The 19721-nt window shown below is 61.2% G+C and carries 15 protein-coding genes; 11 read left to right on the top strand and 4 right to left on the bottom strand.

Features of this window, described 5'->3' with window-relative positions:
• Window positions 1-95: 95 nt before the first annotated feature.
• Window positions 96-2534 (top strand): penicillin-binding protein 1A, encoded by a 2439-nt coding sequence (locus ACEN8E_RS01435; protein WP_495593260.1) that lies wholly within the window; start codon window positions 96-98, stop codon window positions 2532-2534.
• Between the two features lie 232 nt (window positions 2535-2766).
• Here the strand turns inward: ACEN8E_RS01435 and ACEN8E_RS01430 are convergent, their stop codons facing one another.
• The 3 genes from ACEN8E_RS01430 to rpmE all read right to left on the bottom strand — a co-directional run bounded on the left by ACEN8E_RS01430 (window position 2767) and on the right by rpmE (window position 5260).
• Window positions 2767-4035, bottom strand: coding sequence for a malic enzyme-like NAD(P)-binding protein (locus ACEN8E_RS01430; protein ID WP_429366431.1), 1269 nt, complete (start codon window positions 4033-4035; stop codon window positions 2767-2769).
• 182 nt (window positions 4036-4217) lie between these two features.
• Window positions 4218-5006 carry a thermonuclease family protein gene (locus tag ACEN8E_RS01425; RefSeq protein ID WP_495591137.1) on the bottom strand — a complete coding sequence of 263 codons (789 nt, stop codon included), beginning with the start codon at window positions 5004-5006 and terminating at the stop codon, window positions 4218-4220.
• Window positions 5007-5041: 35 nt separating this feature from the next.
• The gene (gene rpmE, locus ACEN8E_RS01420) at window positions 5042-5260 is read right to left on the bottom strand and encodes a 50S ribosomal protein L31 (protein ID WP_007975586.1); all 219 of its coding nucleotides are present in this window, start codon (window positions 5258-5260) and stop codon (window positions 5042-5044) included.
• 280 nt (window positions 5261-5540) lie between these two features.
• Between rpmE and ACEN8E_RS01415 the strand changes: the two genes are divergently transcribed.
• The 10 genes from ACEN8E_RS01415 (at window position 5541) to ACEN8E_RS01370 (ending at window position 18655) form a co-directional block, all read left to right on the top strand.
• Window positions 5541-7760 (top strand): primosomal protein N', encoded by a 2220-nt coding sequence (locus ACEN8E_RS01415; protein ID WP_495591136.1) that lies wholly within the window; start codon window positions 5541-5543, stop codon window positions 7758-7760.
• Between the two features lie 235 nt (window positions 7761-7995).
• Window positions 7996-9732, top strand: a complete 1737-nt coding sequence (gene argS, locus ACEN8E_RS01410) for an arginine--tRNA ligase (RefSeq protein ID WP_495591135.1) — start codon at window positions 7996-7998, stop codon at window positions 9730-9732.
• 1 nt (window position 9733) lies between these two features.
• Window positions 9734-10447 carry an SPOR domain-containing protein gene (locus ACEN8E_RS01405; RefSeq protein WP_495591134.1) on the top strand — a complete coding sequence of 238 codons (714 nt, stop codon included), beginning with the start codon at window positions 9734-9736 and terminating at the stop codon, window positions 10445-10447.
• A gap of 224 nt (window positions 10448-10671) precedes the next feature.
• Window positions 10672-11202 (top strand): ATP-dependent protease subunit HslV, encoded by a 531-nt coding sequence (hslV, locus tag ACEN8E_RS01400; protein WP_007975582.1) that lies wholly within the window; start codon window positions 10672-10674, stop codon window positions 11200-11202.
• A gap of 54 nt (window positions 11203-11256) precedes the next feature.
• On the top strand, window positions 11257-12594 hold the full coding sequence (hslU, locus tag ACEN8E_RS01395) for an ATP-dependent protease ATPase subunit HslU (protein WP_413428504.1): 1338 nt from the start codon (window positions 11257-11259) through the stop codon (window positions 12592-12594).
• 143 nt (window positions 12595-12737) lie between these two features.
• Window positions 12738-13109 carry a gamma-butyrobetaine hydroxylase family protein gene (locus ACEN8E_RS01390; RefSeq protein ID WP_085717310.1) on the top strand — a complete coding sequence of 124 codons (372 nt, stop codon included), beginning with the start codon at window positions 12738-12740 and terminating at the stop codon, window positions 13107-13109.
• A gap of 260 nt (window positions 13110-13369) precedes the next feature.
• Window positions 13370-15049, top strand: coding sequence for a class II poly(R)-hydroxyalkanoic acid synthase (phaC, locus tag ACEN8E_RS01385; protein ID WP_495591133.1), 1680 nt, complete (start codon window positions 13370-13372; stop codon window positions 15047-15049).
• A gap of 160 nt (window positions 15050-15209) precedes the next feature.
• A complete protein-coding gene (gene phaZ, locus ACEN8E_RS01380) occupies window positions 15210-16064 on the top strand; it encodes a poly(3-hydroxyalkanoate) depolymerase (RefSeq protein WP_495591132.1) in 855 nt (284 codons plus the stop codon).
• A gap of 115 nt (window positions 16065-16179) precedes the next feature.
• Window positions 16180-17862 carry a class II poly(R)-hydroxyalkanoic acid synthase gene (gene phaC, locus ACEN8E_RS01375; RefSeq protein ID WP_495591131.1) on the top strand — a complete coding sequence of 561 codons (1683 nt, stop codon included), beginning with the start codon at window positions 16180-16182 and terminating at the stop codon, window positions 17860-17862.
• A 172-nt stretch (window positions 17863-18034) separates the two neighbouring features.
• Window positions 18035-18655, top strand: coding sequence for a TetR/AcrR family transcriptional regulator (locus ACEN8E_RS01370; RefSeq protein ID WP_495591130.1), 621 nt, complete (start codon window positions 18035-18037; stop codon window positions 18653-18655).
• Between the two features lie 192 nt (window positions 18656-18847).
• On the opposite strand, the gene ACEN8E_RS01365 is transcribed toward ACEN8E_RS01370, so the two are convergent.
• Window positions 18848-19720 (bottom strand): phasin family protein, encoded by an 873-nt coding sequence (locus ACEN8E_RS01365; RefSeq protein WP_495591129.1) that lies wholly within the window; start codon window positions 19718-19720, stop codon window positions 18848-18850.
• Window position 19721: the final 1 nt, after the last annotated feature.

The following is a 19721-nucleotide window of genomic DNA, read 5'->3' as shown; positions in this document are numbered from 1 at the left end:
CGTTTTTTTCCGCATTTGCTCAAGCGCGGGTCGTTCTCATTTAGCCTGAACCCTGTTGCCCAATTCATTTTTGCCCTGGATATCCAAAAGCCTTGATTCGTCTGCTGAAGTTTTTCGGTTGGTCCATCGTCGCGGTTTTCTGCGGACTCCTTCTGGGTCTGAGCGGGGCGTACCTCTACCTTAGTCCCGGGCTGCCGTCCGTGGAGGCGCTGAGAAGCATCCAGTTGCAGATTCCTTTGCGGGTCTACAGCAGCGATAACAAGTTGATCGCAGAGTTTGGCGAAATGCGCCGTACACCGATCCGTTTCGCCGACATTCCCCCCAACTTCATCAATGCGTTACTAAGTGCTGAAGACGACAACTTCGCCAACCACTACGGCGTCGATCCGAGCAGCCTGATGCGTGCCGCGACCCAACTGGTCAAAAGCGGACACATCCAGTCCGGCGGCAGCACGATCACCATGCAGGTGGCGAAGAACTTCTTCCTGAGCAGTGAACGCAGCTTTTCGCGCAAGACCACCGAGATCCTGCTGGCCCTGCAGATCGAACGACAGCTGACCAAGGACGAGATCCTCGAGCTGTACGTCAACAAGATCTATCTGGGTAACCGTGCGTACGGCATCGAGGCGGCGGCGCAGGTCTATTACGGCAAATCGATCCGCGACGTCAGCCTGGCGCAGATGGCGATGATTGCCGGCCTGCCCAAGGCGCCGTCGCGCTTCAACCCGCTGGCCAACCCGGCGCGCAGCAAGGAGCGTCGCGACTGGATCCTGGGGCGCATGTACAAGCTCGGTAAAATCAGCGAAGCCGACTACACCGCTGCGGTCAACGAGCCGCTGAACGCCAGCTATCACGTACCAACTCCGGAAGTGAACGCCCCGTACATCGCTGAAATGGCCCGCGCCGAAATGGTCGGACGCTATGGCAGCGACGCGTATACCGAAGGCTTCCGCGTCACCACCACGGTGCCGAGCGACCTCCAGGAACTGGCCAACACCGCGGTCCACGAAGGCCTGATGACCTACGATCAGCGCCACGGCTATCGCGGCCCCGAGTCGCGGCTGCCGGGCAAGACTCGCGAAGCCTGGGCAACCGAGCTGACCAAACAACGCACCATCAGCAGCCTGGAACCGGCCATCGTGACCCAGGTCGACAAGAACGGCCTGCAAGTGCTGACCCGCACCGGCCAGGAACACGTGAGCTGGGACAGCATGAAATGGGCCCGGCCGTTCCTGAATACCAACAGCATGGGCGCCAACCCGAAACAACCGTCGGACGTGGCCCAGGTCGGCGATCTGATTCGCGTGCAGCGACAGCCGGACAATTCTCTGAAGTTCAGCCAGATCCCGCAGGCCCAGGGGGCGCTGGTGTCCCTGGACCCGCAAAACGGCGCCATTCGCTCGCTGGTCGGCGGTTTCGCCTTCGAGCAGAGCAACTACAACCGTGCATTGCAGGCCAAGCGCCAGCCGGGTTCGAGCTTCAAGCCGTTCGTCTACAGCGCTGCACTGGATAGCGGCTACACCGCCTCCAGTCTGGTGAACGACGCACCGATCGTGTTCGTCGACGAGTACCTGGACAAGGTCTGGCGTCCGAAGAACGACACCAACACCTTCCTCGGCCCGATTCGCCTGCGTGAAGCGCTGTACAAGTCGCGTAACCTGGTATCGATCCGCTTGCTGCAAGCCATGGGCGTCGGCAAGACCATCGACTACATCACTCGCTTCGGCTTCAACAAACAGGACCTGCCACCCAACCTGTCCCTGGCGCTGGGCACCGCGACCCTGACGCCTATGGAAATCGCCACCGGCTGGAGCGCCTTCGCCAACGGCGGCTACAAGATCACCCCGTACATCATCGACAAGATCGAAAGCCGCAACGGCGACACCCTGTTCGTCGCCAACCCGCCGAGCGTGCCTCAGGGCGGCGCTGCCAGCGATGGCATTGCTGCGCCAACCGCCCAGGCCTTCACGGTCAATGCAACGCCGGGCGAAGCTCCGGGCACTGCGTCAACACCACAGGCACCCGCCGTGGCCGAACGCATCATAGACGGGCGCACCACCTACATCCTCAACAGCATGCTCGAGGACGTGATCAAGCTCGGCACCGGTCGCCGTGCACTGGCCCTGGGCCGCCCCGACATCGCCGGCAAGACCGGTACGACCAACGAATCCAAGGACGCCTGGTTCTCCGGCTACAACGCCGATTACGTGACGACCGTGTGGACCGGCTTCGATCAACCGGAAAGCCTGGGTCGCAAGGAATTCGGCGGCACCGTCGCGCTGCCGATCTGGATGAACTACATGGGCCCGGCGCTCAAAGGCAAACCGCCGCATACGCAGCCTGAGCCGGAAGGCATCCTCAGCCTGCGAGTCGACCCGGTCAGCGGCCGCGCGGCCAGCCCTGGCACACCAGGTGCCTACTTCGAGCTGTTCAAGGCCGAAGATACGCCTCCTTCGGTCAACGAGATCGGCAATGGCACCGCACCGGGCAGTCCGTTGCCAGCGGATGAACAGGCGCCGATCGATTTGTTCTGATCACAGCATCAACTAAAAGCCCCGCTCTTCTTCTGGAAGGCGGGGCTTTTTTTGTATCCGGGTTTCCTGTCAGATCGCTTTCGCGAGCAGGCTCGCTCCCACAATGGAACGCGTACCCCTGTGGGAGCGAGCCTGCTCGCGATGGCGATCGGACAGACAACACAAAGGCAACAGGCAATAAAAAGCCCCGACTCTCACGAGCCGGGGCTTTTGGTTGAAGCGCTACAACGGCTTAGCCGTTGAACACGTCATCCACGCTTTTCAGCGGGTAGTTCTTCGGATACGGCAGGGTCGCCACACCGGTCTCGATCGCGGCTTTGGCCACGGCATCGGAGATCAGGGTGATCAGACGGGCATCCATTGGTTTCGGAATGATGTACTCACGACCGAATTCCAGCTTGATGCCGCCATAGGCGTCGCACACTTCCTGAGGCACTGGCAGCTTGGCCAGTTCACGCAGGGCGTTGGCCGCCGCCACTTTCATTTCTTCGTTGATGCGCTTGGCGCGAACGTCCAGGGCACCACGGAAGATGAACGGGAAGCCCAGTACGTTGTTGACCTGGTTCGGGTAGTCGGAACGACCGGTAGCCATGATCACGTCGCTACGGGTAGCGTGTGCCAGCTCCGGGGAGATTTCCGGATCCGGGTTGGAGCAGGCGAACACGATCGGGTTGGCCGCCATGGACAGCAGGCCTTCAGGGCTCAGCAGGTTCGGACCGGACAGGCCGACGAACACGTCAGCGCCTTGCAGGGCGTCAGCCAGGGTGCGCTTGTCGGTGGCGTGGGCGAACACGGCCTTGTACTGGTTCAGGTCGTCACGGCCGGAGTGGATCACACCGGTACGGTCGACCATGTAGATGTTTTCGATGTTGGCGCCCATGCTCACCAGCAACTTCATGCAGGAGATGGCGGCAGCGCCGGCACCCAGGCAGACGATCTTGGCTTGCGACAGGGTTTTGCCAGCGATTTCCAGGGCGTTGATCATGCCGGCGGCGGTCACGATAGCGGTGCCGTGCTGGTCATCGTGGAAGACCGGAATATCGCACTGCTCGATCAGGGCGCGTTCGATTTCAAAGCACTCTGGTGCCTTGATGTCTTCCAGGTTGATGCCACCGAAGGTGATGGAGATGCGCTTGACGGTGTCGATGAAGGCCTGCGGGCTTTCGGAGTCGACTTCGATGTCGAAAACGTCGATGCCGGCGAAGCGCTTGAACAGTACGCCCTTACCTTCCATCACTGGCTTGGAAGCCAATGGGCCGAGGTTACCCAGGCCGAGAATCGCGGTGCCATCGGAAATGACTGCAACCAGGTTGCCTTTGCCGGTGTACTTGTAGGCCAGCTCAGGATCGCGGGCGATCTCGCGTACTGGTTCGGCTACGCCCGGGCTGTAGGCCAGCGACAGGTCGCGAGCGGTAGCAGTGGCCTTGGTGAGCTCGACACTCAGCTTCCCTGGACGAGGATTGGCGTGATATTCGAGAGCGGCAGTTTTCAGATCAGACATTTTGGCATTCCGCTTTTACTGTTGGACAGACTGGTCAGCGAGGATACGCGCCTCGCAAAGTCCCCACAAGACTGACTGGTCACCCCTGTCAAGCGCCCTGCCCTACGACTTTGGGCCAAGAGCCACGGCACACAAGGGCTTGACTGTTCACAATCGGCAGAAAAAATGTCTACAATTTTTTATTACTGTTCCGCTTGAAGCATGGCCGGGTCGGTCAAGGGCAGCATCCAGCGAGCCTGGCCCTCCTTGAGACCGCCTTTGCGCGAGCGATCCAGCACCCAGCCACGCGCCTCGACCTGCTTGCCTTTGAGGCTTTCCAGCGAATTCACATCGAAACGCTCCAGCAGATTGGGTGCAATGCGCAATACAACCGAGTCCTGCAACTCGATCCAAACCCCGCCGCGATTGCGCTGCACCTTGCTCACGCGACCGCTGAGCACGGCAAAACCGGAAGCGCTGATCTGCTCCGCTTTCAGTACAGGTGACTGGCGCCAGACACCGAGCCCGGCCTGACGAGCGTTGCGCTCTGCGGCTTGCTGACAGTCGACCAGATCGACATTTGGTGCCACCGCCACCTGGAAGCCCAGGCCTTCAGCGAGCATTTGCGCTTCCAGGTTGACGCCGTCTGCACCGTAGACATGAGCCAGGGTGCGGCCGTAATGGTCCTTGCCTTCTTTGCCAGGCACCAACCCGACCCGCCCGTCGCTCGCCGTCACCAAGGCTTCGAGACGTTTGCGCGCGGCCACGGCGAACGGTTCGTCGGAACGGCCCTTTTTGCCCAGCTCCGGCGTGTTCAAGCCGATCATGCGCACATTGCGGCCATCGCTCAGGCGCAGGGTGTCGCCGTCCACCACCCGCTGCACCGCAACGGGCGTCAGGCCGCCTGGCGCCGGGCAAAAGGCCTGGGCGCCAGACAGCCAAATCGCAGACATAAAAAAGGCGCCCGCAAGGGACGCCTTCTTCATCAGCATGGAAAAACCGTAGCGGCTCTCCAAGTTGATCGGCCTTAGGCCTTTTTCGCGCCGAAAGCACCGAAACGGTCGGCGAACTTCTGTACGCGACCACCGGTGTCCAGAGTCTTCTGCTTGCCGGTGTAGAACGGGTGGCATTCGTTGCAAACGTCGATCGCCAGGGCTTTGCCGAAGGTCGAACGGGTTTCGAACTTGTTGCCGCAGCTGCAGGTAACAGCAACTGCTGGGTATTCTGGATGGATATCAGCTTTCATGGTGTCTTCCTCAGGCTAGCGTGCCGCCACCCAACACTATTGTTGAATACCGCACGTAATTAGGCCGCGGATTCTACCAGACAATCCTGATCACGCAAGCTGTCGCTTCTACCGACCGTCTGCTAGGCTCCCGCCCCTTGAGCACACTCCAATGTGGGAGCGAGCCTGCTCGCGAAAGCGGTGTGTCAGACAATGAATGCTGACTGATACTCCGTCTTCGCGAGCAGGCTCGCTCCCACAGGTCATGCATCACCCTTCTTTGTTTATCGAGATCCCCCGCGTGCCCGACGCCATTCTGCGCCTCGCCCTGCCTTCGCCACTGCGCCGCCTGTTCGACTACCGCGCTCCGGCCGGTGTCCTGCGCAGCCAGCTGCACCCAGGCATGCGCCTGCGGGTACCGTTCGGCCGGCGCGAGATGATCGGAATCCTGGTGGAAGTCACCAACACCAGCGAAGTGCCGGCCGAGAAACTCAAGCCGGCCCTGGCCCTGCTCGACGCTACCCCACCGCTGCCGCCCGCGCTGTTCAAGCTGTGCCTGTGGACCTCCCAGTATTACCAGCACAGCCTCGGCGACACCTTGAGCTGGGCGCTGCCGGTGCTGCTGCGCCAGGGCGAGCTGGCCGAAGCGCGCCAGGAACGTTTCTGGTCCGCCGCACCGGGCGCCAGCCTCGATGATCCGCGCATCGCCCGCGCCCCGCGTCAGCGCGAAGCCCTGGCCACACTCGCCCAGCATCCCCACGGCGTCGCCCATCAATTGCTGAGCAAGCTGATGCTGAGCAAGGACAGCCTGGATTTGCTGCTGGCCAAGGAGCTGGTGCAAGTCGAGATCCGCCGCCACGCTCCGGGCGCCCGCCACGAACACTGGCTGGCGCAGCCGGAACTCCCGCTGAATCCGGAGCAGCGCGCCGCCTATGAGGCGATCCGCGCCGGCTTCGACAGTTATCACGCATTTCTGCTGGCCGGCGTCACCGGCAGCGGCAAGACCGAAGTCTATCTGCAGCTGATCCGCGAAACGCTGGAGGCCGGCAAGCAGGCACTGGTGCTGATCCCGGAAATCAACCTGGGCCCGCAGACCCTGGCGCGCTTCGAACAACGTTTCAATGCCCGCATCGCGCTGATCCATTCGGCGGTGAATGACCGCGAACGCCTCGATGCCTGGCTGGCCGCACGGGACGGTGAGGCCGACATCATTATCGGCACCCGCTCGGCCCTGTTCACGCCAATGAAGAACCCCGGCCTGATCATCATCGACGAAGAGCACGACGGCTCCTATAAACAGCAGGAAGGTTTGCGCTACCACGCCCGCGATCTCGCACTGGTGCGGGCGCGACAGGAACGCATCCCGATCGTCCTCGGCTCCGCCACACCTTCGCTGGAAAGCCTGCACAACGCCTACACCGGTCGCTACGGACTCCTGCGCCTGAACGAGCGCGCTGGCGGTGCCAAGCAGCCGCGCTTCCTGCGTCTGGATGTCAAAAGCCGCCCGCTGGACAGCGGCATTTCCGGGCCGATGCAACAAGCCATCGGCCAGACCCTGGCCGCCGGGCAACAGGTCCTGGTATTCCTCAACCGCCGCGGTTTCGCCCCGACCCTGTTGTGCCATGACTGCGGCTGGATGTCCGAGTGCCAGCGCTGCGATGCGCGGATGACCGTGCATCAGCGTTACGGTGAGTTGCGCTGCCACCATTGCGGTTATGTTGAACGCGTGCCGCGCCAGTGCCCGAAGTGCAACAAAGTCGATCTGCGCCCGGTTGGCGCCGGTACCGAACGGGCCGAGGAGCGCCTGGCGATCCTGTTTCCGGACTATCCGGTGCTGCGGGTCGACCGCGACAGCACATCGCGCAAGGATGCGATGAACCAGCTGTTCGCAACCATTCAAAAAGGTCAGCCGTGCATCCTGATCGGCACGCAAATGCTTGCCAAAGGCCACCACTTTCCACGGGTGACGCTGGTGTCGATCCTCGACGCCGACGGCGGCCTGTTCTCCGGCGACTTCCGCGCCAGCGAGCGCATGGCACAGCTGATCGTCCAGGTCGCCGGCCGCGCAGGCCGTGCCGAAGAGCCAGGCAAAGTGATTATCCAGACGCACCTGGCCGACCATCCGCTGCTGGTGCAACTGACTGAGCAGGGCTACTTCGCCTTTGCCGAGCAAGCCTTGAGCGAACGTCGTGCGGCGGGTCTTCCGCCGTTCGCGCATTTGGCGCTGCTGCGGGCCGAGGCGCATAAGCCAGGGCAGGCCGAAGGTTTCCTTGATGAGGCGTGCAGCGAGGCCGAGCGTTTGCTGACCGAACAGAACCTGAGCGGCATCGAGCTGCTGGGGCCGGTACCGGCACCGATGGAGCGTCGGGCCGGACGTTACCGTGCTCAGCTACTCTTGCAGGCCACTGCCCGGGCGCCGTTGCATCGGTTGCTGGCCAGTTGGCTGCTGGTGCTGGAACAGATGCCGAGCGGGCGGGCGGTGCGTTGGTCGCTGGATGTCGATCCCGTCGATTTGTATTGATTTTTAAACCGCCATCGCGGGCAAGCCCGCTCCCACAAGGATCGAGGCGTACAAATATTCGGCGCTCTGCCATCAAACCTGTGGGAGCGAGCCTGCTCGCGATGACGGCCAATTTGTCACCACACATCCACATCCTGCCTGCTAAGGTTGGCAAGCCCGACTTCGCAACGGATAATGCCCAGTTTTTCCACCAGCGCATGATGCGCCGCCGCGCCTGCGGTCGAAAGAGAAGACCATGAAAGACACCATTCGCCAGCTGATCCAACAAGCCATCACCCAACTCGTCAACGAAGGTGTGTTGCCTGAAGGCCTGTCGCCGGCGATCCAGGTGGAAAACTCGCGCGACAAGAAAAACGGCGACTTCGCCAGCAACATCGCCATGATGCTGGCCAAGCCGGCCGGCATGAAGCCCCGCGACCTGGCGGAAAAAATCATTGCCGCGCTGCCGGCTGACGAAAACGTCTCCAAGACCGAAATCGCCGGCCCTGGCTTCCTGAACTTCTTCCAGAACACCGACGCCCTGGCCGCACGCCTGGACGCCGCCCTGGCCGACGCCAACATCGGCGTGCGCAAGGCCGGCCCGGTACAGCGCACCGTGGTCGACCTGTCGGCTCCGAACCTGGCCAAAGAGATGCACGTCGGCCACCTGCGCTCGACCATCATCGGCGACGGCGTGGCGCGTGTGCTGGAGTTCCTCGGCGACACCGTGATCCGTCAGAACCACGTCGGCGACTGGGGCACCCAGTTCGGCATGCTGATGGCTTACCTGCAGGAAAACCCGATCACCAGCGACGAACTGTCGGACCTGGAAAACTTCTACCGCGCCGCCAAGCAACGCTTCGACGAATCCGAAGAGTTCGCCGACCGCGCCCGTGGCCTCGTGGTCAAGCTGCAGGCCGGCGATGCCGATTGTCTGGCGCTATGGACCAAGTTCAAGGACATCTCGCTGTCGCACTGCCAGAAGATCTACGAACTGCTCAACGTCAAGCTGACCATGGCCGACGTGATGGGCGAAAGTGCCTACAACGACGACCTGATCAACGTGGTCAACGACCTCAAGGCCGCCGGCATGCTGGTCGAAAGCAACGGCGCCCAGTGCGTGTTCCTCGACGAATTCAAGAACGCCGACGGCGACCCGCTGCCGGTGATCATCGTCAAGGCTGACGGCGGCTATCTATACGCCACCACCGACCTGGCGGCCGTGCGCTACCGCAGCGGCACGCTCAAGGCCGATCGCGCGCTGTACTTCGTTGACCAGCGTCAGGCCCTGCACTTCCAGCAAGTGTTCGCCGTGGCACGCAAGGCCGGGTTCGTGACCCATCCGATGGAAATGGAACACATGGGCTTCGGCACCATGAACGGTGCTGACGGCCGTCCGTTCAAGACCCGTGATGGCGGCACCGTGAAGCTGATCGACCTGCTCACCGAAGCCCAGGAACGTGCCTACACCCTGGTCAAGGACAAGAACCCGGAGCTGGCCGAAGCCGAGTTGCGCAACATCGCCAAGGTCGTGGGCATCGGCGCAGTGAAATACGCCGACCTGTCCAAGCACCGCACCAGCGACTACAGCTTCAACTTCGACCTGATGCTCAACTTCGAAGGCAACACTGCGCCGTACCTGCTGTACGCCTACACCCGCGTGGCCGGTGTGTTCCGCAAACTCGGCAAGGACTTCAGCGAAGTCGAAGGCCAGATCGTTCTGGAAGCGGCGCACGAACACGAACTGGCGGCGAAACTCGCGCAGTTCGGTGAAGTGCTGAACAACGTGTCCGAAAAAGGCACCCCGCACATCCTCTGCACTTACCTGTACGACGTCGCCGGCCTGTTTTCGAGCTTCTACGAGAACTGCCCGATTCTCGCCGCCGATACCCCGGCACAAATGCAGAGCCGCCTGCGCCTCGCCGCGCTGACCGGACGCACCCTCAAGCAAGGCCTGGAACTCTTGGGCCTGGAAACTCTGGAGCGTATGTAAGTTGGCTGCCAAGAAAAAACCTGCACCCAAGCGTGGCGCCAGCCGTTACCAAGCTCCTGCAAAACAACCGATCCCGGGCTGGCTGTGGATGGCCATCGGCCTGACGGTCGGCGCGTTCATCGTGTTCCTGATGAAGCTGGAACCGGGCAAGGGCGGCGACACGGTCAAGCGTGAAAAGGTCGAGCAACAGCAACAGCAGAAAGCCACCAAGATCGCCGAGGCCAACAAGACCCCGCCGAGCCCGACACAGCCTGTGAAGCCGAAGTACGACTTCTACACCTTGCTGCCGGAATCGGAAGTCATCGTGCCGCCGGATGCCGTGCCGGAAAAAACCCTGCCGACGCCGCAAGTGCCAGCCATCCCGACAACGCCGGTCACCCCGGCCGAAGCGGCGAAAATCGACACGGCTCGCGCCCAGGCCGCCCTGGCCGGGATCACGCCGCCACCAGCGCCTCCGGTCAAGGCGGCGCCGGTGACCAAGTTCTTCCTGCAGGCCGGTTCGTTCCGCAAGGAGGCTGATGCGGACAAGGTTCGAGCGCAGATCATCCTGTTGGGCCAGGCTGTTTCGGTCGAGTCCGGCACAGTGAAGGACGAGACCTGGTATCGAGTTCTGGTCGGACCGTTCAGCAACCGCGAACAACTGACCACCGCTCAGAAACAACTGGCCGGCGCCGGCTTCAGTAATCTGTTGTTACAACAACGCCAGAGCCGCTGAGCCCGTCAGGACCACCGCGTCATCGTTCTTCGCGAGCAGGCTCGCTCCCACAGGGTTTATTCGGCCCCTGTGGGAGCGAGCCCTGCTCGCGAAGGCGTCAGCACTGCCTCCATACACAAGAACACCGCTCGTCCCCCGCCGCCGCTCACAGTTGAAATCCTTTCCACCACCCCCATATGTATCGGCATAAGGCATTTTCGCCCTGCTGCGTGGAGACTCTTCCCTTGACCACCATCGTTTCAGTTCGCCGCCACGGCAAAGTCGTCATGGGCGGCGACGGCCAGGTTTCCCTCGGCAATACCGTGATGAAAGGCAACGCGAAAAAAGTTCGTCGCCTGTACCACGGCCAGGTCATCGCCGGGTTTGCCGGCGCCACCGCGGACGCCTTTACCCTCTTCGAACGTTTCGAAGGCCAGCTGGAAAAACACCAGGGCCACCTGGTTCGCGCCGCCGTCGAACTTGCCAAGGAATGGCGCACCGACCGTTCCCTGAGCCGCCTTGAAGCCATGCTCGCGGTCGCCAACAAGGACGCCTCCCTGATCATCACCGGCAACGGCGACGTGGTCGAACCGGAAGACGGTCTGATCGCCATGGGCTCCGGTGGCGCCTACGCCCAGGCCGCCGCCAGCGCACTGCTGAAAAAAACCGACCTGTCGGCCCGGGAAATCGTCGAAACCGCCCTCGGTATCGCCGGCGACATCTGTGTATTCACCAACCACACCCAGACCATTGAGGAGCAGGACTGCGCCGAGTAAGCCCGTGCAGCCACCGCACCACGGCCCATTCTTGCTTGAGGTCCACTGAATATCATGCCCATGACTCCCCGTGAAATCGTCCACGAACTCAACCGCCACATCATCGGCCAGGACGATGCCAAGCGCGCCGTCGCCATTGCCCTGCGCAACCGCTGGCGCCGCATGCAGCTGCCTGAAGAGCTGCGTGTTGAAGTAACGCCAAAGAATATCCTGATGATCGGCCCGACCGGTGTCGGTAAAACCGAGATCGCCCGTCGCCTGGCAAAACTGGCCAACGCACCGTTCATCAAGGTCGAAGCAACCAAGTTCACTGAAGTCGGCTATGTCGGCCGCGACGTCGAATCGATCATTCGTGATCTGGCCGATGCCGCGATCAAGCTGCTGCGCGAACAGGAAATCGTCAAGGTACGCCATCGCGCCGAAGACGCTGCTGAAGAGCGCATCCTCGACGCCCTGCTGCCACCGGCACGCATGGGCTTCAGCAGCGACGATGCCCCGACCCAGGATTCCAACACCCGCCAGCTGTTCCGCAAGCGCCTGCGCGAAGGTCAGCTGGACGACAAGGAGATCGAAATCGAAGTCGCCGAAATGGCCGGCGTCGATATCTCCGCGCCACCGGGTATGGAAGAAATGACCAACCAGCTGCAAAGCCTGTTCGCCAACATGGGCAAGGGCAAGCGCAAGAGCCGCAAGCTCAAGGTCAAGGAAGCGCTCAAGCTGGTGCGCGACGAAGAAGCCAGCCGTCTGGTCAACGATGAAGAGTTGAAGGCCAAGGCCCTGGAAGCGGTCGAGCAGCACGGCATCGTGTTCATCGACGAAATCGACAAGGTCGCCAAGCGTGGCAATACCGGCGGCGTCGATGTTTCCCGCGAAGGCGTGCAGCGCGATTTGCTGCCGCTGATCGAGGGCTGCACCGTCAACACCAAGCTGGGCATGGTCAAGACCGACCACATCCTGTTCATTGCTTCCGGTGCGTTCCACTTGAGCAAGCCGAGCGATCTGGTGCCGGAACTGCAGGGGCGCCTGCCGATTCGCGTCGAACTCAAGGCTCTTTCGCCAGAAGACTTCGAACGCATCCTCAGCGAACCGCACGCCTCGCTCACCGAGCAATATTGCGCGCTGCTGAAAACCGAAGGCCTGGGCATCGAGTTCCAGCCGAGCGGCATCAAGCGCATCGCGGAAATTGCCTGGCAGGTCAACGAGAAAACCGAAAACATCGGTGCCCGTCGTCTGCACACCTTGCTCGAGCGCCTGCTCGAAGAGGTGTCGTTCAGCGCCGGCGACCTGGCCAGCGCCCATGACGACAAGGTGATCCAGATCGACGCCGACTACGTCAACAGCCACCTGGGCGAATTGGCGCAGAACGAAGACCTTTCCCGTTATATCCTGTAAGCAACTCTTACAGATGTAGCGGAACTGTGGGAGCGAGCCTGCTCGCGAAGGCGTAGTGTCAGTTGCTATCAACTTCGGCTGATGCACTGCTTTCGCGAGCAGGCTCGCTCCCACAAGGTTCCGCACAAGACGGACATCCGGTCATGATCCCCACCGACATCAAACTGCACAAAGCCTCGAAAACCCTGTCGCTGAAATACGCGTCCGGCGAGGAATACACCCTGCCCGCCGAATTCCTGCGCGTGCACTCTCCTTCCGCCGAGGTCCAGGGCCACGGCAAACCCATCCTGCAATTTGGCAAGATCAACGTAGGCCTGACCAAGGTAGAACCGGCCGGTCAGTACGCACTGAAACTGACTTTCGATGATGGTCACGACAGTGGTCTGTTTACCTGGGAATACCTCTACGAACTGGCGCGACGTTATGACGCACTCTGGGATGATTACCTGGCCGAACTGAAAGCGGCTGGAAAAACCCGCGATCCGAACGAATCCGTCGTCAAGCTGATGCTCTAGCCTGAGCCTCTTGCTCTTTAGAGGGCATTTTCTAATTTCATCTGTTTGAATGCTCCGTTCCAGGGCCGCCGATTGGCCTGCTTGCGAAAAAAATTAAAGTCGGGTAACCAATGGAACTGGCAAGTTCCCTGCAGTGCTCTCTGCATTCAAAAAGCAGCGATGCAGTATTAACGGTCACCCCCGAGCAGTAGTACCTGGCATTGGCTGTGTGACTACACAGCAGGACCCGGTACTCGTCTCAGGACAATGGAGCGTCGTAGATGAGTAACAAGAATAACGATGACTTGAAGAATCAAGCCTCGGAAAACACCTTGGGGCTGAATCCTGTCGTTGGACTGCGTGGAAAGGATCTACTGGCTTCTGCTCGCATGGTGCTCAGGCAGGCCATCAAACAACCGATTCACAGCGCCAGGCATGTTGCGCATTTCGGCCTTGAACTCAAGAACGTGCTGCTCGGCAAATCCGAACTGCAACCGACCAGCGATGACCGGCGCTTCGCGGATCCAGCCTGGAGCCAGAACCCGCTCTACAAACGTTATCTGCAAACCTACCTTGCGTGGCGCAAGGAACTCCACGACTGGATCGACGACAGCAGCCTGCCGGCCAAGGACGTCAGCCGCGGGCACTTCGTGATCAACCTCATGACTGAAGCCTTTGCCCCGACCAACACGGCGGCCAACCCGGCGGCGGTCAAACGCTTCTTCGAAACTGGTGGTAAAAGCCTGCTCGATGGCCTCTCGCATCTGGCCAAGGACCTGGTGCACAACGGCGGCATGCCGAGCCAGGTCAACATGGGCGCATTCGAGGTCGGCAAGACCCTTGGCGTTACCGAGGGCGCGGTGGTCTTTCGCAACGACGTGCTGGAGCTGATCCAGTACAAGCCGATCACCGAGCAGGTGCATGAACGCCCACTGCTGGTGGTACCGCCGCAGATCAACAAATTCTACGTTTTCGACCTGAGCCCGGAAAAAAGCCTGGCGCGGTTCTGCCTGCGCAACAACGTGCAGACCTTCATCGTCAGCTGGCGCAACCCGACCAAGGAGCAGCGCGAGTGGGGCTTGTCGACCTACATCGAAGCGCTCAAGGAAGCGGTTGACGTGGTCACCGCCATTACCGGCAGCAAAGACGTGAACATGCTCGGTGCCTGCTCCGGCGGCATTACCTGCACCGCACTGCTGGGCCACTACGCGGCAATCGGCGAGAACAAGGTCAACGCCCTGACCTTGCTGGTCAGCGTGCTCGACACCACCCTGGACAGCGACGTGGCCCTGTTCGTCGACGAGCAGACCCTTGAGGCCGCCAAGCGCCAGTCGTACCAGGCCGGCGTGCTGGAAGGCCGCGACATGGCCAAGGTCTTCGCCTGGATGCGCCCCAACGACCTGATCTGGAACTACTGGGTCAACAACTACCTGTTGGGCAACGAACCGCCGGTCTTCGACATTCTGTTCTGGAACAACGACACCACCCGCTTGCCTGCGGCGTTCCACGGCGACCTGATCGAGATGTTCAAAAGTAACCCGCTGACCCGTGCCGATGCACTGGAAGTGTGCGGCACGCCGATCGACCTGAAGAAGGTTACCGCCGACATCTTCTCGCTGGCCGGCACCAGCGACCACATCACGCCGTGGCGCTCCTGCTACAAGTCGGCGCAACTGTTCGGCGGCAATGTTGAATTCGTGCTGTCCAGCAGCGGGCACATCCAGAGCATTCTGAACCCGCCAGGCAATCCGAAATCGCGTTACATGACCAGCACCCAAATGCCTGCCGATGCCGATGACTGGCAGGAAGAGTCGACCAAGCACGCCGACTCCTGGTGGCTGCACTGGCAGGCATGGCAGGCACAGCGTTCGGGCAACCTGAAAAAAGCACCGACAAAACTGGGCAACAAGGCCTACCCGGAAGGGGAAGCCGCACCGGGCACTTACGTACATGAGCGGTAACTGACACACCTCGCCCCACTCTCCTGTGGGAGCGAGCCTGCTCGCGAAGGCGTCGGCTCAGTCGACGTCGATGTTGAATGGTCGATTGCTTTCGCGAGCAGGCTCGCTCCCACAAGGGATTGGGGATGAACTTGGAATTGCGACCCACAGGGCCCGAAGCATGCCGCAACCCTTCATTTTCCGTACCGTCGAGCTGGATGGCCAGACGCTCCGCACGGCGGTACGCCCCGGCAAGCCTCACTTGACGCCCCTGCTGATTTTCAACGGCATTGGCGCCAACCTGGAGCTGGTGTTCCCGTTCATCGCGGCGCTGGACCCGGACCTGGAAGTCATCGCTTTCGACGTACCCGGCGTCGGTGGTTCGTCGACACCGAACCGGCCGTATCGTTTTCCGGGGCTGGCCAAGCTCACGGCGCGGATGCTCGATTATCTCGACTACGGGCAGGTCAACGTCATCGGCGTGTCCTGGGGTGGCGCCCTGGCTCAACAGTTCGCTTACGACTATCCCGAGCGCTGCAAGAAACTCGTGCTGGCGGCAACGGCAGCGGGCGCGGTGATGGTGCCGGGCAAGCCGAAAGTGTTGTGGATGATGGCCAGCCCGCGACGTTACATCCAGCCGTCCCACGTGATCCGCATTGCGCCGATGATCTATGGTGGCTCGTTCCGTCGCGATCCGACGCTGGCCGCCAGCCATGCGGCCAAGGTGCGTTCGGCGGGCAAGCTCGGTTACTACTGGCAGCTGTTCGCCGGCTTCGGCTGGACAAGCATTCACTGGCTGCACAAGATCCGCCAGCCGACCCTGGTACTGGCCGGCGACGATGACCCACTGATCCCGTTGGTCAACATGCGCTTACTGGCCTGGCGGATTCCCAACGCCCAGTTGCACATCATCGATGACGGGCATTTGTTCCTGATTACCCGGGCCGAAGCGGTAGCCCCGATCATCATGAAATTCCTGGAAGAGGAGCGCCAGCGCGCGGTGATGCATCCGCGTCCGGCGCCATTGGGCAGCTAAAGCGCTGCACCAGCGGCCGGCAGGACGCCACGCCGCGCAACAACCCGTTACAGCGTCTATGGTGTTCTGGTTCAGTGTGTTTGTTTTTGGCCTGAAGACGAAGGAGTGTTGACTCATGCGCGAGAAACCAGCGAGGGATTCCTTACCGACTCCCGCCGCGTTCATCAATGCACAGAGTGCGATTACCGGCCTGCGCGGTCGGGACCTGTTATCGACCCTGCGCAGTGTGGCCGCCCATGGCTTGCGCAATCCGGTGCACAGTGCCCGGCATGCCCTCAAACTCGGCGGCCAGCTTGGTCGTGTGCTGCTGGGCGAAACCCTGCACCCGACCAACCCGCAGGACACTCGCTTCGCTGATCCGGCGTGGAGCCTCAACCCGTTTTATCGGCGCAGCCTGCAGGCCTACCTGAGCTGGCAGAAGCAGGTCAAAAGCTGGATCGACGAGAGCGACATGAGCCCGGACGACCGCGCCCGCGCCCACTTCGCTTTCGCCTTGCTCAACGATGCCGTATCGCCCTCCAACACCCTGCTCAATCCATTGGCGGTCAAGGAGATCTTCAATTCCGGCGGTAACAGCCTGGTGCGTGGCATCAGCCACCTGGTGGACGATCTGTTGCACAACGATGGCCTGCCCCGGCAAGTCACCAAGCAAGCGTTCGAGGTCGGCAAGACAGTCGCCACCACCACCGGTGCCGTGGTGTTTCGCAACGAACTGCTGGAGTTGATCCAGTACAAGCCGATGAGCGAAAAACAGTACTCCAAACCCCTGTTGGTGGTGCCGCCACAAATCAACAAGTACTACATTTTCGACCTGAGCCCCCACAACAGCTTCGTCCAGTACGCGCTGAAAAACGGCCTGCAAACCTTCATGATCAGCTGGCGCAATCCTGATGTGCGTCACCGTGAATGGGGGCTCTCGACCTACGTGGAAGCCGTGGAAGAGGCCATGAATGTCTGCCGGGCGATCACCGGCGCACGCGAGGTCAACCTGATGGGCGCCTGCGCCGGCGGGTTGACCATTGCCGCATTGCAAGGCCACTTGCAGGCCAAACGGCAACTGCGCAGGGTGTCCAGTGCGACGTATCTGGTGAGCCTGCTCGACAGCCAACTGGACAGCCCCGCCACGCTGTTCGCCGACGAGCAGACTCTGGAGGCGGCCAAGCGCCGCTCCTATCAGAAAGGTGTGCTGGACGGCCGCGACATGGCCAAGGTCTTCGCCTGGATGCGCCCCAACGATTTGATCTGGAGCTACTTCGTCAACAACTACCTGTTGGGCAAGGAGCCGCCTGCGTTCGACATCCTCTACTGGAACAACGACAGCACGCGCTTGCCTGCGGCCCTGCACGGCGACCTGCTGGACTTCTTCAAGCACAACCCGCTAACCCACCCGGGCGGCCTGGAAGTGTGCGGTACTCCGATCGATTTGCAGAAGGTCACTGTCGACAGCTTCAGCGTCGCCGGTATCAACGATCACATCACGCCGTGGGATGCGGTGTATCGCTCGACGCTGTTGCTTGGTGGCGAGCGGCGCTTCGTGCTGTCCAACAGCGGTCATGTGCAAAGCATCCTCAACCCGCCAGGCAACCCGAAAGCCAACTACGTCGAAAACGGCAAGCTGAGCAGTGACCCCCGCGCCTGGTACTACGACGCCAGACATGTCGACGGCAGTTGGTGGACCCAATGGCTGAGCTGGATTCAGGAACGCTCCGGCGCGCAGAAGGAAACCCACATGGCGCTCGGCAATCAGAACTATCCACCGATGGAGGCAGCACCCGGTACCTACGTACGTGTGCGCTGAACCTAAAAAAGGCCGCAGTCAGTCTCCGACCCGGTAGGAGCGAGCATGCTCGCGATGGATATCCAGACGCCGCGGGTAATCAGGTAGCCCGCGTAATCGTTAACGACCATCGCGAGCATGCTCGCTCCTACAGGACTGGAGGTTGGCTTGGCACGAACATTAAGAAGACTGGATGAAAACCCGCGACCGGATCCTCGAATGTGCCCTGCAGTTGTTCAATCAAAAGGGCGAACCGAATGTCTCCACCATGGAAGTTGCCAACGAAATGGGCATCAGCCCGGGCAACCTCTACTACCACTTCCACGGCAAGGAACCGCTGATTCTCGGGCTGTTCGAGCGTTTTCAGGGCGAGCTCGCCCCGTTGCTCGATCCGCCGGCCGATGTCGAACTGGCGCCTGATGACTACTGGCTGTTCCTGCACCTGATCGTCGAACGCCTGTCCCACTACCGATTTCTCTTCCAGGACCTGTCGAACCTCGCCGGGCGCCTGCCGAAACTGGCCAAGGGCATCCGCAATCTGCTCAATGCGCTCAAACGCACACTGGCGTCGTTGCTGGCACGTTTGCAGGCGCAAGGGCTGCTGGTCAGCGATACCCAGGCACTGGGGCAATTGGTGGAGCAGATCACCATGACCCTGCTGTTCTCACTGGATTACCAGCGGATTCTCGATCGCCAGGGCGAGGTGCGATTGGTGGTTTACCAGATCATGATGCTGGTCGCGCCACACCTGCTGGCACCGATCAAGGCAGCGACCGAGCAGATGGCGATGGAGTACCTCAAGGAACACGAATAACCCTGACCACAACCAACCCACCCTGTAGGAGCGAGCTTGCTCGCGAAAAAGGTACAGCCGACGCTGCACAGCGCCTGCAATACCATCGCGAGCAAGCTCGCTCCTACAGGGTGGGTCAGTGGTGCTCTCGAATTGCGCACAAACAAAAACGCCCGACCTTCAAAGGCCGGGCGTTTTCTTGAGCCCTGAAAATCAGGACTGACTGGTTGGCGTCGATGGAGCTGGCGCGGCAGTCGGGGTGACAGCAGGGGTTGGCGCGGCAGCGGAGTTCGATGCGCTGACCGGAGCGGCTGGAGCGGCTGGCGTTGCCGGCTTGGCAGCTGCCACTGCTGGTTTTGGCGCGGCGGCTTTTGGAGCTGCCGGCTTTTTCACTGCAGGTTTTTTCGCCGCAGCGGGTTTGGCCGCTGGCTTAGCCGCAGCAGTTTTTGCTGCTGGATTGGCTGCCGGTTTAGCCGCTGGTTTGGCGGCGGCTTTTGCGGCGACCGGCTTGGCTGCAGGCTTGGCCGCTGCAGGTTTGGCAGCAGCGGTTTTAGCCGCAGGCTTGGCTGCCGCTTTTGCCAGTGGCTTGGCAGCAGTCTTGGCTGCCGGCTTGGCGGCGGCAGTCTTGGCAGCAGGTTTGGCCGCCGCGGTTTTCGCCGCAACAGGCGCAACCTTGGCACCGGTCAGCTTTTCGATTTGCTTGGTCAGGGTATCGACCTTGCTGTGCAGTGCCTTGACTTCGTTGCGGCTCGGTACGCCCAGACGCGAAATGGCGCTGTTCAGACGCTTGTCAAAAGCGCCTTCCAGCTCATCCCACTTGCCCAGTGCGCGATCTTTCACGCCGCTGATGCGCGACTTGGCCGAAGAAGCGGAGTCCTTGGCGGCGTCGACAGTCTTGCCAACAGCGCTCTTGGTGAGCTTCTCGGCTTTCTCGCCGTCCTTGACCAATGCATCGAAGAGTTTGCTGCCGTCAGTGTCGATCTTCGAGTACACGCCTAAACCAGCCAGCCAGATTTTTCGGGAGTAATCTTCAACCTTCCCGATCCACGAGCTGCCTTCTTTTTCGGTTTTCTTTTTAACAGCCATC

The sequence above is a fragment of the Pseudomonas sp. Pseusp9 genome, from assembly GCF_059491265.1.
The sequence above is the reverse complement of the archived record's forward strand: the minus strand, read 5'-3'. Positions and strand labels throughout refer to the sequence as shown.

Bases quoted from the DNA above. Each gene is read 5' to 3' on its own strand.
- hslU (WP_413428504.1), top strand. From the start codon at position 11,257: ATGCCCATGACTCCCCGTGAAATCGTCCACGAACTCAACCGCCACATC.
- ACEN8E_RS01370 (WP_495591130.1), top strand. From the start codon at position 18,035: ATGAAAACCCGCGACCGGATCCTCGAATGTGCCCTGCAGTTGTTCAAT.
- ACEN8E_RS01365 (WP_495591129.1), bottom strand. From the start codon at position 19,720: ATGGCTGTTAAAAAGAAAACCGAAAAAGAAGGCAGCTCGTGGATCGGG.
- ACEN8E_RS01430 (WP_429366431.1), bottom strand. From the start codon at position 4,035: ATGTCTGATCTGAAAACTGCCGCTCTCGAATATCACGCCAATCCTCGT.
- ACEN8E_RS01390 (WP_085717310.1), top strand. From the start codon at position 12,738: ATGATCCCCACCGACATCAAACTGCACAAAGCCTCGAAAACCCTGTCG.
- rpmE (WP_007975586.1), bottom strand. From the start codon at position 5,260: ATGAAAGCTGATATCCATCCAGAATACCCAGCAGTTGCTGTTACCTGC.
- argS (WP_495591135.1), top strand. From the start codon at position 7,996: ATGAAAGACACCATTCGCCAGCTGATCCAACAAGCCATCACCCAACTC.
- phaC (WP_495591131.1), top strand. From the start codon at position 16,180: ATGCGCGAGAAACCAGCGAGGGATTCCTTACCGACTCCCGCCGCGTTC.
- ACEN8E_RS01425 (WP_495591137.1), bottom strand. From the start codon at position 5,006: ATGCTGATGAAGAAGGCGTCCCTTGCGGGCGCCTTTTTTATGTCTGCG.
- phaZ (WP_495591132.1), top strand. From the start codon at position 15,210: ATGCCGCAACCCTTCATTTTCCGTACCGTCGAGCTGGATGGCCAGACG.
- phaC (WP_495591133.1), top strand. From the start codon at position 13,370: ATGAGTAACAAGAATAACGATGACTTGAAGAATCAAGCCTCGGAAAAC.